Below are 13,557 nucleotides of genomic sequence, written 5' to 3'. Positions count from 1 at the left end.
GAAGTCCGCTACGCCTCGCCGTGCGCCATCTTGATCAGTCGGTCCAGCACCTTTCCACCGCTCACCCGCAGGCCGTCGTGCTCCCACTCGTTGGTGATCCAGGTCCGCAGACCGCGCACCGCGCGGGCGGTCTCCAGCGAGTCGGCGGTGTCGACGCACATGTCGTCGTGGTACACCGCCGCCACGACGGGCACCGTGTTGGCGGCAAGTCGCGCCGGGTCGTAGAGGTCGGGCCAGTCGGTGCGGGCGGCGAGCAGGTCCGCGGTCTCCTTCAGCGGGCGCAGCGCCGGGTCGGCGTCGAACATCCAGGGGTAGATCATCTCCCCGGTGAACAGCACCGGAGCGTCGGTCTCCAGCGCGGCACGGGCGTCGAACTCCGGGAATTCCTTGCGGATCCGCTCGGCAGACCAGGCGGTGCCGCCCTGGTCCACCGAGCGCTGGCCGTAGATCGACTCGTGCAGCACGGCGTACAGCGGGCCCTCGGCGAAGGAGAGCCGGGCCTGGACACCGGCCAGGAAGGTGTCGGAGAGCTCGGCCCCGGCCGGGCCCTCCACCCAGGCCTCCTCCAACAGGTAGTGCAGGGAGGCGGAGCCACTGCCGCCGACGAACATCATCCCGAGCACCTGGAAGGCCTCGACGGTGAGCAGCCCGCCGTCCGGCAGGGTGGCGGGGGAGTCGGCGAGGTGGGCGACGATCCGCCGCACGGCCTCGACGTCCTGCGGGAAGCGGCGGTAGTGGTCCTCGTTCTTGCGGACGACGCGCGGGTAGGCCGCGCGGTAGACGTCGTCGGCCGAACTGCGGAGACCGGCGAGGCCGCCGGTGATGAAGGCCTCGGTCAAGCCCTCTGGGGCGAACGAGAGGTAGGTGAGGGTGCAGAAGCCGCCGAAGCTCTGACCGAGCACGCTCCAGCGCTCGTCGGCGCCGAGCAGCCGGTGACGGATCAGCTCGGCGTCCCGGACGATCGAGTCCGCGCGGAAGTGCGCCAGGTAGTCCGCCTGCGCCTGCGGGCCGCCGCGACGGGCGAGGGTCTGTCGGGTCGCCGGCGTGGACCGCCCGGTGCCGCGCTGGTCGAGCAGCAGCACTCGGTAGTCGTCCAGGGCGCGGTCCAGCCAGGTGTCCCGGCCGAGCGGGCGGGCGGCCTTGCCGCCGGGGCCGCCCTGGAGGAACAGCAGCCAGGGCAGGTCGTCCCGCTCGCGGCCGGAGGCCACCACCTCGCGGGCGTACACCTCGATCTGCTCGCCCTCGGGCGAGGTGTGGTCGAGCGGGACCCGGAAGACGTGATCGGTCGTGACAATCCCGCGCAGTCGGCTGACGGTGGACATGCAACTCCTCGGTCTCTGCTGGTCACAGCGGTTGCGTCGCGGTTCACGGGGTCACCGGGGGCGGGCCCCGCGACCCCCGCACCGTATCCTGGCGCGGTCGAGCAGCGGTTCGACCGCCCCTGTCCACCGGGACCGAGCGGCCGACCGTGGCCGGGACCAGTCCGAGCGGCGCCGGAGCCGGGCCCAGGACGTGCCCCGGGCCGGGGGCATGACGGAACCTTCCGTGACGGTCCGGTGGAGGCGGCACGTCCGCCCGGCGGGCCGGGCACGACCAGCGGTGGCCGCGCCGGGCGTGACCTGGCGGCGGTGCGCGGCGTTCACCCCTGGGGGCCCTGCGCCCCGACGGTGTCCGACCGCAGCCGGATTCCGCCCGAGATCCACCGCCGGCCCGTCGGGTGCGGGCCGGCGTGACGGAGGGCGCCGCGGGTGGGGCGTCACCGGCGCTACGGCGCGCCGGACCTGACGAGGTGTCTGGCACGATGACGTGCTCGACGCGAAGGCGCGGCGCGCGGTACCAGCTCGGTACCGCGCACCGCATGGCACGGCCCACCGCCGGGTACGGCCAGACACGGCACACCCGCTGGCGGGGCGAGCCCCGTCGGCCAGGCACCATCAGCACGCGATCGAGCATGCTCGCGGCCCACCGGCCTGAACGGCCACCGGACCGCCGAGGGGAGGAGAGTCCGGTGACCGCCATGAGGCCACTACAGGCCCTGCCGGCCGAGAGCGTGGTCGGCGCGCCCAGACCGGCCGGCCGTCCCGACCACGGACCGGCGGTCGGACCCGCAGGCGCCCCCGTCGGCCCCGGACGGCCCACGGCCCCGCCGCGCCCCCAGCCCCCGGCCGTCCACCACGCGCTGCTCTGCGTCAACGCCCCCGCGATGGCCGCCTCCGGCCCGGACGGCCAGCTGCGCGGCCACGGCCTGCACGGCTTCTACCGCAACGGCGTCCGGGTGCTGGCCCGGATGGAACTGCGGCTGGGCGGCATGGAGCCGCTGCCGCTCCAGGGCACCCAGACCAGCACCGCCCAGGCCCGCTTCCTCGGCGCCGTCCGCGTCCCCGGCGACCTCGACCCGGATCCGGCGCTCACCGTCGAGCGGCTGCGCCACGCGGACGGCGTGGAGACCGTCACCGTGCGCAACACCGGTGCCCGGCCCGCCCGGCTGCCGTTGGAGATCGCCCTCGGCACCGACCTCGGCCCGGTCGGCGAGATCGCCGCCGGACACCGCCCGCCCGACCTGCCCGGGCAGGTGCAGTCCGCGGGGCTGCGCTGGTCCGGTCCGGTGCACAGCGCCGTGGTCAGCGCCAAGCCCTCCCCGCACGCCGTCCTGGCCGGGGCGGGGGTGCTCCGCTGGGACTTGGAGGTCCAGCCCGGCGCCCGCTGGTCGGTCGAACTGCGCGCCGAGCTGGAGAGCGCCCCCGGCGGCCCGCGCCCGCCCGCCGGGCGGGGCACCGGCGTACCGCTGCCCTGGGCCGCACCGGAGGTGCGCAGCGACGACCCGCGTGCCGCCCCGCTGGTCGACCGGTCCCTGGACGCCCTCGCCGGGCTGCTGTTCGCCGATCCGGACCGTCCGACCGACCTCTACCCGGCCTCCGGCGCGCCCTGGCGCTTCGGCCTCGCCCCGGCCGACGCGCTCTGGGCCGCCCGGCTGAGCCTCCCGCTCGGCACCCGGCTCGCGGCCGGTACCCTGCGCGCGCTGGCCCGCCGCCAGCAGCTCACTTCCGCGTCGGGCCGCACCGAGGGCCTGCTGCCCGGTGCCCTGCGGCACGGCGGTCCCGAACTGCCGCCCACCTGCACCGCCACCGAGGCCACCCTGCTGTTCGTCACCGTGCTGGCCGAGGCCTGGCGTTGGGGCCTGCCCCCGGCGGAGGTCGCCGAACTGCTGCCGGCTGCGGAGCGGGCGCTGGCCGCGGTGCGCGAGGGCCTGGTCGATGGCTTCGTCACCGATCTGAGCCGTCCGGCGGAGGACCGGGCCGCCCACCCGGTGGCCGCCCGCGCCGAGGTCCAGGCGCAGGCTCACCGCGCCGCGCTGCACGGCGCCGAACTCCTGGACGCCTTCGCCAGGCCGGGCGCCGAGGAGTGGCGGAGCTGGGCCGCCGAGCTGCGCGGGCGCTTCCGCGAGCGGTTCTGGATCGAGGACCTCTCCGGCGGCCGCCCCGCCGCCGGACTGGCCCCGGGCGGCCAGCCACTGCCGGCCGTCGCTTCCTCCCTGGTGCACCTGCTCGACACCGGGCTCGCCGTCGACGGCGGCCGGCACGAAAGTCTGCTGGACCGCGAACAGACCCGGCTGTTCGCCCAGCGCCTGGTCGCGCCCGAGCTGGACAGCGGCTGGGGCCTGCGGACGCTCAGCGCGAAGTCCCCCCGCTTCAACCCGCTGGGCCACCGCGGCGGCGCGGTGCGGATCCACGAGACGGCGCTGGCGATCGCAGGACTCGCCGAGGCCGGCCACGAGAACGAGGCCGGCACCCTGCTGGAGGGCCTGCTCGCCGCCTCCGCCCACTTCGAGGGGCGGCTGCCGGAGATGTACGCCGGGGAGCAGCGCACCCCCGGCTGCCCACCGGTGCCGCACCCCGCGGCCTGCCGCCCCGCGGCGGTCTCCGCGGCCGGAGCCGTTCACGCGGTGTTCGCGCTCGCCGGGGTCCGGCCCGACGTCCCGGGCGGCCGCGTCCTGGTCCGCCCTGCCAGCACCGCCCCGCTCGGCGAACTCGAACTGACCGGCCTGCGGGTCGCGGGCGAGCCCTTCTCGGTCCGGGTGAGCAGGATCGGGGTGGCGCTGGTCGAGGAGGCGTCCGCGGAGCTGCAACTGGTCGCCCGCTGACACCGGCCTCGTCGGCACCCGGTGTCGTCGGCACCTCGGCTGCAGGCGTCCACGCTGCGCGCCGCCCGGTCCGCGGCCGCCCGTGCGCGAACCGTGCCGGGCGGCCACGGTCACCGGTGCTGCGCTCTCCGTGCACGGCCCTGTGCTTATCGTCAGAGAGACGACTATGATCGTCGCCATGTCGCGCTACGATCCGTCGGCCTTCCCCCCGTTCGCTGTCACAGTTGACCTGGTGGTTCTGACGGTGCGCGACCACTCGCTCTGCGCCCTGCTGGTCAGACGGGGCGAGCCGCCCTACCAGGGTTACTGGGCGCTGCCCGGCGGGTTCGTCCGCCCGGACGAGGGACTGGCCGAGGCGGCCTCCCGCGAGCTGGCCGAGGAGACCGGCCTGCGCGCCCACTCCGCCCCCGGTCACGAGGCGGTCGGTCCCGGCGCGGCCGGTGCCCACCTGGAGCAGCTCGCCACCTACGGCCACCCGCAGCGCGACCCCCGCATGCGCGTGGTCAGTGTCGCCTACCTGGTGCTCGCCCCCGACCTCCCGACCCCCCGGGCCGGCGGCGACGCCAGCAGCGCCCGCTGGGCCCCGGTCAGCGAACTCCTCGGCGAGAGTCCGGCCGACGGGGTCCCGCTCGCCTTCGACCACGGTCTGATCCTCGCCGACGGCGTGGAACGCGCTCGCTCCAAGATCGAGTACTCCTCCCTCGCCACCGCCTTCTGCCCGACCGAGTTCACGGTGGGCGAGCTGCGCCGGGTCTACGAGGCCGTCTGGGGCGTCGCCCTCGACCCGCGCAACTTCCACCGCAAGGTCACCGGCACCCCCGGGTTCCTCCTCCCCTCCGGCGGCACGACCACCCGCCAGGGCGGCCGCCCGGCCCAGCTCTTCACGGCCGGTGGCGCGACCGTCCTCAACCCGCCCATGCTGCGGCCCGACTCCTGAGCTCCTGGAGGGCACGGGCCCTCCCCCCCCCCCGCACCCGGCTTCGCCCGGGGCGCGCCGAACGGCCCCGGCCCGGGAGCCGGCGCGGCGGCACCGGCGCACAGTGGCGTTGGACGCTTCGGTCACCGGACCGGAGGACTTCGGACCTGGGAGCCCCGTGATGACCACCAATGACGACTGCGCCAGGCAGCGACGCCTCCTCGAGGGCCGGGTGGCGGACTTCAGGAGACTCAGCGAGACCGTCACCAGAACCGAGCGGCAGCTGGCCGCTCTGAAGGCCGAGCCGCACGTCGACCCTGCCTCGATCATCTCGGTGCGGGAGACTCTGAGTGCCGAGGAGGAGCAGCTGGCCGAGATCGCCGCCGAGGGCAAGGCCGCCGTCGAGGAGTTCCAGGGAGAGTGCGTCGGTCAGACCCTGCCGCCCGGTGCCGACGAGTTCCTGCTGACCGATCCACCGAGCCCGGACCGGGGGTCCGATGGCCCGCGGAGCACGCCCGCTTCGTGAATCGCAGGATCGGATTGTCCCCTGATCGGGTGAGGTGGGCGGGCGGTGGGCCCGTGGCGGTTCGGTAATGCCCGGAATCGGCGGTGCTGGCCCCTAATGTGCTGGCGTCGAGAACGTCGGCCGAGGGTATGGGAGCAGCCAGCGATGATCCAGATCACCGGACTGACCAAGGTCCGTCGCAAGGGCGCGCCGCCCGCCGTGCTCGACCTGACCTTCGACGCCCGGCCCGGCATGGTGACGGTGCTGCTCGGTGACGAGGGGGCCGGCAAGTCCACCGCGCTGCGGCTGATGCTCGAACTCGAACGAGGCCAGGGCGTCACGCTCTTCGACGGCCGCCCCTACCGCCGGATCCGCCGCCCTGAGCGCGAGGTCGGAGTGCTGTTGCCCGGGCCGGGGGAGGGCGCAGCGGCGGTGGCCGGGAACCCGGGGCGCAAGGCGCGCGGCCACCTGCGGATGCTGGCCGCGGCCGTCGGCGTCCCCGTACGGCGGGCCGATGAGCTGCTGGAGCAGACCCGGCTGGCCGCCGTCGCCGAGCAGCGGCTGCGCACCTTCTCACCGGGCATGCACCGGCGGCTCGCGCTGGCCGCCGCGCTGCTCGGCGATCCCGGCACGCTCCTGCTGGACGCGCCCACCGAAGGACTGTCCCCGCGCAACGTCGAGTGGTTCCACTCCTTCCTGCGCTCCTTCGCCGTCGCGGGCGGAACGGTGCTGGTGACCACCCGGGCCCCGCAGGAGGCGGCGCAGCTCGCGGACCGGGTAGTCACCCTGGACCGCGGCCACCTGGTGGCCGACCAGCCGGTCGCGGAGTTCTGCCGGACCAGGCTCAGCCTGGAAGTGGCCGTCCGGGGGCCGCAGATGGCCCGGCTGGCCGACCTGCTGGTCAGCCAGGGCGCCGAGGTGCGCCCGGACGGTGGCGCCAGCCTCGCGGTGGCGGGCATCGACCGCACCGAGATCGGCGAACTCGCCTACCGCAACGGGATCCTGCTGCACGAACTGGCCGACCGGGTGGTCGAGCAGCCGGTGCCCCGCACCGCCCTGCCGGTCGCCTCCGGACGTTCCGGGCACCTCCGCCCCCGGTCGGAATCCGGGACGGCGCAGGGGTCGGCCGATGCGTCCGCCCCCGAGGTCACGCGGCCGACCCCGGTGTCGAGCCCCAGCCCGAGCCGTCGGCCCGTGCTCCCCGAACCCACCGTCCCCGAGCCCGGCGTGGAGGGACGGCCCCGGGACGGCGCGGCGGTCCGGCCCACCCGCGCGTTGCCCGTCGCCGCCGTGACGGCCGCCCTGCCCGCCCTCGCCGCGGCCGCCGCCCCCCAGGCGGACCCCGCTCCCGGCGGCGCCCTCGCTCCCGCCGTCGACCGGCTCTTCCGCGGCCATCTGACCCCTGTCGCCCGCCCCACCCGGGCCGCCGAGCCCGTCCGCGCCGAGCCCGTCCGCGGCGAACCCAAGCGCGCCGAACCCACCCGCACTGAGTCCGCGCGCCCAGAGCCCGCCCGTACCGAACCCGAGCCCCCGCGCCGCCGCCGCGAGAGCGCCGCCGACCTGCTCACCGACGACACCGTCCGCCTAAGCCGGATCACCACCAGCAAGGCCCCCACCACTCCCGACACCCCCGCCACCCCCGCCACCCCCGACGACCACCGGAGCGAGTGAACCGTGCGTGTCCTGGCCTACGAGCTGCGCCGGCTGCGCGGCCTGCGTTCCACCTGGCTGCTGCTCGCCGCCGTCCTGCTCTGCGACGCCGTCGTATCCGCCGTCCTCGCCGGCCAGGCCCCGGCCGGCCCGCTGGCCGCCCCGGCCGGGGTACGGCTGCTGACCGCCGTCGTCCCGCTGATCCCGCTGCCCTTCTCGGCGCTCGGAGCCGGAGTGCTGGGTGCGCTCTCGTACGGCCACGAGGTGCGTCACCCCGGGCTGGCGGCCTCGCAGGTGACGTACTCGCGCCGGGTGCGGCTGCTGCTGGCCAAGCTGCTGGTGGTAGGCCCGGTGGCGGCGCTGCTGGCGCTGACCACCCTGGCGCTCGATGTGGTGGCCGTGCACCTCGCGCTGCCGGGCGGGGCGACGGTGGCGGCCTGGACGGATCCCGGCGCGGTGTCCGACCGGGTGTCCGAGGCGCTGGGCGCCATCGGGCTGAGCGGGCCTGCCGACCTGCCGGGCGTGTTCGCCCCGCTGGGGCTGGTGGCGGGTCACGGGGTGCCGGCCGCACTGCTGGCCTTCGTCCTGCTGACCGTGGTGGCCGCGTGGACCGGCGTGCTGACCGCCTCGCTGACCCGCAGCGCTGCCACCGGGGTGCTGCTGCTGTGCGCGCTACCGCCGCTGCTGGAGTCCGGCGTCGCCCTGCTGCTGCGTCACACCGGCCGTCCGTGGCCGCCCAGGGCGGCGGAGCTGCTGCCCTTCCAGTCCGGCATCGAGTGGGCCCACGGCTGGGTGTACGGCGGGGGAGCGCGCGAGGCCGCGGCCGGGAGCGCGGCGCTGACGGACCCGGCGCTACTGGCGGCGGTCGCGGCCCCTGCGGCGGCCCTGCTGCTCGCCGCCCTGCTCGCCCAGGCACGCCGCCGCTCCCTCTAGGGCAGCCTGGTCCGCCGAGCCTCCCGGGCCCGACACGCCTGGACCTCCCGGGCCCCGCGCCCGTAGCCGCCGCACTCGCGTCGGGGCCCGCCGCACTCGCGTCGGGGCCCGCCGCACTCGCGTCGGGGCCCGCCGCACTCGCGTCGGGGCCCGACGCGTCTCGCGTCAGGGCCCCGCCGTGCGGTCCAGCGCCGCGTGCGCCGCCCCCCCGAGTACCAAGATCGACCAGCAGTGAGCGGAATGGGCGGTTCTTCCTGATAAGAAGTCAATTATCCAGTCACGGTCGATCACCCTTTCGTGTGCTTTTCACGAGAATTCTCAAGCTGCGCCTGCCGATCGCCGACAAAGGAGGCGTGAGTACCCTTGCGCACCCCACCATGACCCCCGCCCGTTCCGCCGAAGGGCCGATCCACGGTCCCGGCGATCTGGACCGCTTCTCGTACGCCGATCGGCCGACCCCGCCGGCGCCCCGCTGGGAGGGCGCCGAGTCCGACATCGGCCGGGTCGGCCGCAAGACCACCAGCAGCCGCGGGCGCGGTCTGCACGGCCAGCTGGTCCAGCAGCTCGGTCAGATGATCGTCTCCGGTGACCTCGGCGCCGACCGTCCGCTCGTGCCCGAGGAGATCGGCCAGCGGTTCGAGGTGTCCCGGACCGTCGTCCGCGAGTCGCTGCGTGTGCTGGAGGCCAAGGGCCTGGTCAGCGCCCGCCCGAACGTCGGGACCAGGGTCCGCCCGGTCGGCGACTGGAACCTGCTGGACCCGGACATCATCGAGTGGCGCGCCTTCGGCCCGCAGCGGGACGAGCAGCGCCGGGAGCTGTTCGAGCTCCGTTGGGCGATCGAGCCGCTGGCCGCCCGCCTCGCCGCCGGTCACGGCCGGGAGGACGTCCAGCAGCGGCTGGTCGAGCTGGTCGAGATCATGGGGCACGCCACCGCCCAGGCCGACCTGTCCACCTACACCCGCGCCGACGCCGAGCTGCACGTCCTGGTCCTGCAGATGGCCGGCAACCGGATGCTGGAGCACCTGTCCGGGATCGTCTCCTGCGCGCTGCAGGTCTCGGGGGGTCCGGCGATCTCCTGCGAGCGGCCTTCCGAGTCCTCGGTCAGCCTGCACGCCCGGCTGGTGGACGCGCTGGGCGCCGGTGACGGCACCGCGGGCGAAGTCGCGATGCGGGCGCTGCTCACCGTCCACCCCGAGATCGAGCCCTCCGTTCCCGCGCCCCGGGAGCACTGAGCGGGCTGTTCTCGGCGAGCGGACGCGCCGGGCGCGGTCCGCCCCTCCAGAGCCCTCCGGCCGCACCGTGCGGCGCAGTCGGAGGGCCTCTGCACGGCGGTGACCGGGCTCCCGCGCGCCGGCGACCGCCCCGGGCCCGGCCGACGACGGCGGCGGGGCGGAGCGACGGAACGGGGCGACGGAAGCTGAGTGACGAAGCGGAGCGAGCCCTGATCGGATATATGGCACGCGCATGACAATCAACTCCGCCGAGAGTGCGCGATGATGGATCCCGGCCCCGGGGCCGCGGGCGCCGAGCGGTGTGACCCGCGACACGAAGGCCATGCGTAACACTTGACGAGTAGCAGCGATGTGTCCTGAGCGGAAGCAGCTCCGGAATACTCCAACATGTCAGAATGCTGTGTTGGTCCGCGGCGCTGCTGCCGTCCTGCAAACCCAGTCCTCAAGCCCGAGTCGGTCGGAATCGACACCGCGCGTCCGGCGCGCGATCTCCTTCCCCGCCCGCTCGGGCGGCCGGTACGGGTTCGAGTCCACTCATCGTCCGAGAGGTTGTTCGTGTCGGCCAGCACATCCCGTTCGCTTCCCCCCGAGATCGCCGAGTCCGCGGCTCTGCTGGCGCTCATCGAGCGGGGCAAGGCCCAGGGGCAGATCGCCGGTGACGACGTGCGCCAGGCGTTCGAGGCGGACCAGATCCCGGTCACCAAGTGGAAGAACGTCATGCGCAGCCTCAACCAGGTGCTGATTGAGGAGGGGGTGGACCTCATGGTCAGTGCGGCCGAGCCGGCCGGCGCCAAGCGCAAGAGCGTTGCTGCCAAGAGCCCCACCAAGCGCACCGCCACCAAGGCTGTCACCACCCGGACCCCGGCCGCTCCGTCGGCCCCGACCAAGCCGCCCGTGCGGATCGCCCCCGGCGCCCCCGTCGCGGCTCCGGCCGTCGCGGCCGCCGCCGCGGCGCCCGCCCCAACCGTGTCCGCCGAGATCACCGTCGAGGAGACCGCCGGCGTCGTCACCGAGGCGAAGTCGGTCGCGGCGAAGAAGGCCGCCCCGGCCAAGAAGGCCGCGGCCAAGAAGACCGCCGCGCCCGCCAAGAAGACCGCCGCCAAGAAGACCACCGCCGCCAAGGCAGGCAAGGGTGGCGACGAGGAGCTGCTCGGCGAAGAGGAGCTGCTCGAGGACGTCGCGCTGCCCGGCGACAAGGCCGAGGCCGAGGCCGGTCCGGAGGAGGAGTCGGAGGGCTTCGTCCTCTCCGACGACGACGAGGACGACGCGCCGGCCCAGCAGGTCGCCGTCGCCGGTGCCACCGCCGACCCGGTCAAGGACTACCTGAAGCAGATCGGCAAGGTCCCGCTGCTCAACGCCGAGCAGGAGGTCGAGCTCGCCAAGCGCATCGAGGCCGGCCTGTTCGCCGAGGACAAGCTCTCGGCCGCCGACAAGCTCGCCCCCAAGCTCAAGCGCGAGCTGGAGATCATCGCCGAGGACGGCCGCCGGGCCAAGAACCACCTGCTGGAGGCCAACCTCCGCCTGGTGGTCTCGCTGGCCAAGCGCTACACCGGCCGCGGCATGCTGTTCCTGGACCTGATCCAGGAGGGCAACCTCGGTCTGATCCGTGCGGTCGAGAAGTTCGACTACACCAAGGGCTACAAGTTCTCGACCTACGCGACCTGGTGGATCCGTCAGGCGATCACCCGCGCCATGGCCGACCAGGCCCGCACCATCCGCATCCCGGTGCACATGGTCGAGGTCATCAACAAGCTGGCCCGCGTCCAGCGCCAGATGCTCCAGGACCTGGGCCGCGAGCCCACCCCGGAGGAGCTGGCCAAGGAACTCGACATGACCCCCGAGAAGGTCATCGAGGTCCAGAAGTACGGCCGCGAGCCGATCTCGCTGCACACCCCGCTGGGCGAGGACGGCGACAGCGAGTTCGGTGACCTGATCGAGGACTCCGAGGCGGTCGTCCCGGCCGACGCGGTCTCCTTCACCCTGCTCCAGGAGCAGCTGCACTCGGTGCTGGACACCCTGTCCGAGCGCGAGGCCGGCGTGGTCTCGATGCGCTTCGGCCTGACGGACGGTCAGCCGAAGACGCTCGACGAGATCGGCAAGGTGTACGGGGTCACCCGTGAGCGCATCCGCCAGATCGAGTCGAAGACCATGTCGAAGCTGCGCCACCCGTCGCGCTCCCAGGTGCTGCGCGACTACCTGGACTGATCCGACCGCAGTACGCGACGAAGGCCCGGAACCGTACGGTTCCGGGCCTTCGGGCCGTTCGGGGGCGGTGTGTCAGCGTCCGGGTGGCGCTTGTCCCCCGTCCGGGTGGCGGCGCACCGGGATCCGGTCGCGCACTGTAATCGATCACCTACGCTGTGCCGGTTGCCTGCTGCCGAGCCTTGTGGAGTCACGGTGCTGACCGACCCGGACCGAGCCGACCTGCCGACCCCCGCCGCATGCGGGGCCGTCCCGACCGCCGCCCGGGCCGACGCTTCGCCCGCGGCCCCGGCCGCTGCCCGGGCGGGCCGTCGCCGCCGGCGGGGCGCCCTGCTGGCGCTGCTCGCCGCCGTTCCCGTGCCGCTGGTCGCCCTCGGCGCGGCCGCCCCGGCCGAGGCCCAGCGCAGGGTGGTCGGGGGTGACGCCGTGAGCACCGCCGACCACCCGTGGATCGTGGCGCTGGCCAGCCGCCAGCAGTTCGGCAACAGGCGCTCCGGCCAGTTCTGCGGCGGCGCGCTGGTCACCCCGACCAAGGTGGTGACGGCCGCGCACTGCTTCTACGACGAGGCCAAGGGTCGGGTGGACCGCCCGGGCCTCAAGGTGATCGTCGGCCGGGACGACCTCCGCGGCTCGGTCGGTCGTGAGGTGGCCGTCCAACGGGTCTGGATCCACCCCGCCTACGACTTCACCGCGAACATGAACGACGTGGCGGTGCTCACCCTCGCCGAGCCCCAGGGCGGCCGGCCGGTGGTCGAGCTGGTCGGTCAGGGCGAGAGCGGGCCGTACGAGGCGGGGGCCAGGGCGCGGGTCTACGGCTGGGGCGACACCAGCGGTCGGGGCGACTACTCGCCGTCGCTGCGCGGGGTGGACGTGTCGATCCTCCCGGACCAGACCTGCGCGCACGCCTACCCGGGCGGCCCGGACGGCAAGTTCGACGCCCGGGGCATGGTCTGCGCGGGCGAGGAGAAGGGCGGCAAGGACGCCTGCCAGGGCGACAGCGGAGGCCCGCTGATCGTGGCCGGCCGACTGGCCGGGCTGGTGTCCTGGGGGACGGGCTGCGCAGAAGCGGCCCACCCGGGGGTCTACACCCGGGTGTCCTCGGTCACGGACGCGGTGCGCTCGGCTCTCTGATCATCGCTGCGGGTGAGGGGGCGGTGACGTCCTGACGTCGTTTCGCTCCCCGGTGACGGCCGGTGCGGCCCGCGCAGGGCGAACGCGGCAGAACGCGGGAGAACCGTTCGGGGAACGGCGAAGCCGGGTGGCCGGCCCCGGAGGGGTCGACCACCCGGCTCCCCGGTCGCGCAGGGTGCGCGGCCGGACACAGCTCGACGCCGGCTGGTTGGGGCGCCTGTGATCAGCGCTCGTCGTCGGTGGCCGTCGCGGTGGTGCTGGTGGTGAGACGGCCGCTCTCGTCCTGTATCTCCACGGCGATCTTCTTGAGCTCGGGCTCGAACTTCCGGCCGTGGTGGGCGCAGAAGAGCAGCTCTCCGCCGCTGGCGAGTACGACGCGCAGGTAGGCCTGGGCGCCGCAGCGGTCGCAGCGGTCAGCCGCGGTGAGCGGGCTCGCAGGTGTCAGAACAGTAGTCACGTCGCCTCTTCTCTAGCTCGACGAGCTGTCGTACCAGGGTCAACATCCAACCAGGCCGAAAACGTTCCCGCTCGTGGCTTTTCTTCTCTGAGGATTCTGCTGTGTTGATGAGGACGTGCCCCGGGGGCCGGTGGTTCATGCGTGCCGAATCCCGGGATCCGCCCCTCGCTCGAACGTCCGATCGGGACCGGGTTCGAGGTCCGCGTAGCATAATCCTCTGCCGGGTTGGAGCATAAGCCCCGTCCCGGGCCCCGGTAGCCTGCATAACGGCAGTTCCGGAGCCTGTGCCCGACCCCACGATCCGCCAGGACCGGTGGTACCGGGAGGAGATGGCGCCCCCGGGGCCCACACCCGGGTGCGGTCCTTGTTCGCGCAGCGCGTACAAGCTGC

10 protein-coding genes are annotated in these 13,557 nt (G+C 74.4%); 8 read left to right on the top strand and 2 right to left on the bottom strand.

From position 1 onward, the window contains the following. Positions 1–8: 8 nt before the first annotated feature. A complete protein-coding gene (locus tag ACH4J0_RS12415; RefSeq protein WP_396239055.1) occupies positions 9–1,322 on the bottom strand; it encodes an alpha/beta fold hydrolase in 1,314 nt (437 codons plus the stop codon). 695 nt (positions 1,323–2,017) lie between these two features. Between ACH4J0_RS12415 and ACH4J0_RS12410 the strand changes: the two genes are divergently transcribed. From ACH4J0_RS12410 to ACH4J0_RS12375, 8 genes are all read left to right on the top strand, one after another. Beyond that, entirely contained in the window at positions 2,018–4,141 is a 2,124-nt protein-coding gene (locus ACH4J0_RS12410) for a glycogen debranching N-terminal domain-containing protein (RefSeq protein ID WP_396239483.1), read from the top strand. Positions 4,142–4,319: 178 nt separating this feature from the next. Beyond that, complete coding sequence (locus tag ACH4J0_RS12405) at positions 4,320–5,078, top strand: NUDIX domain-containing protein (protein WP_396239053.1); 759 nt, start codon at positions 4,320–4,322, stop codon at positions 5,076–5,078. A 160-nt stretch (positions 5,079–5,238) separates the two neighbouring features. After that, positions 5,239–5,583 carry a hypothetical protein gene (locus ACH4J0_RS12400; protein WP_396239051.1) on the top strand — a complete coding sequence of 115 codons (345 nt, stop codon included), beginning with the start codon at positions 5,239–5,241 and terminating at the stop codon, positions 5,581–5,583. Between the two features lie 144 nt (positions 5,584–5,727). After that, positions 5,728–7,233 carry an ATP-binding cassette domain-containing protein gene (locus tag ACH4J0_RS12395; protein ID WP_396239049.1) on the top strand — a complete coding sequence of 502 codons (1,506 nt, stop codon included), beginning with the start codon at positions 5,728–5,730 and terminating at the stop codon, positions 7,231–7,233. 3 nt (positions 7,234–7,236) lie between these two features. Next, a complete protein-coding gene (locus ACH4J0_RS12390; protein WP_396239047.1) occupies positions 7,237–8,145 on the top strand; it encodes a hypothetical protein in 909 nt (302 codons plus the stop codon). Positions 8,146–8,444: 299 nt separating this feature from the next. Beyond that, positions 8,445–9,377, top strand: a complete 933-nt coding sequence (locus ACH4J0_RS12385) for a FadR/GntR family transcriptional regulator (protein ID WP_396239045.1) — start codon at positions 8,445–8,447, stop codon at positions 9,375–9,377. Positions 9,378–9,926: 549 nt separating this feature from the next. Further along, positions 9,927–11,582, top strand: a complete 1,656-nt coding sequence (locus ACH4J0_RS12380) for an RNA polymerase sigma factor (RefSeq protein WP_396239043.1) — start codon at positions 9,927–9,929, stop codon at positions 11,580–11,582. 192 nt (positions 11,583–11,774) lie between these two features. Further along, positions 11,775–12,710, top strand: coding sequence for a S1 family peptidase (locus tag ACH4J0_RS12375; protein WP_396239041.1), 936 nt, complete (start codon positions 11,775–11,777; stop codon positions 12,708–12,710). Positions 12,711–12,933: 223 nt separating this feature from the next. Here the strand turns inward: ACH4J0_RS12375 and ACH4J0_RS12370 are convergent, their stop codons facing one another. Then, positions 12,934–13,167: a hypothetical protein gene (locus tag ACH4J0_RS12370; RefSeq protein WP_097236007.1), complete on the bottom strand. Its 234-nt coding sequence runs from the start codon at positions 13,165–13,167 to the stop codon at positions 12,934–12,936. Positions 13,168–13,557: the final 390 nt, after the last annotated feature.

This window comes from Kitasatospora sp. NPDC017646 (genome assembly GCF_044329365.1).
GTDB lineage: Bacteria > Actinomycetota > Actinomycetes > Streptomycetales > Streptomycetaceae > Kitasatospora.
The sequence above is the reverse complement of the archived record's forward strand: the minus strand, read 5'-3'. Positions and strand labels throughout refer to the sequence as shown.

What these genes read in the sequence shown, in the direction of transcription:
- ACH4J0_RS12415 (WP_396239055.1), bottom strand. Translation starts at nt 1,322, where the DNA reads ATGTCCACCGTCAGCCGACTGCGCGGGATTGTCACGACCGATCACGTC.
- ACH4J0_RS12410 (WP_396239483.1), top strand. Translation starts at nt 2,018, where the DNA reads ATGAGGCCACTACAGGCCCTGCCGGCCGAGAGCGTGGTCGGCGCGCCC.
- ACH4J0_RS12405 (WP_396239053.1), top strand. Translation starts at nt 4,320, where the DNA reads ATGTCGCGCTACGATCCGTCGGCCTTCCCCCCGTTCGCTGTCACAGTT.
- ACH4J0_RS12400 (WP_396239051.1), top strand. Translation starts at nt 5,239, where the DNA reads ATGACCACCAATGACGACTGCGCCAGGCAGCGACGCCTCCTCGAGGGC.
- ACH4J0_RS12395 (WP_396239049.1), top strand. Translation starts at nt 5,728, where the DNA reads ATGATCCAGATCACCGGACTGACCAAGGTCCGTCGCAAGGGCGCGCCG.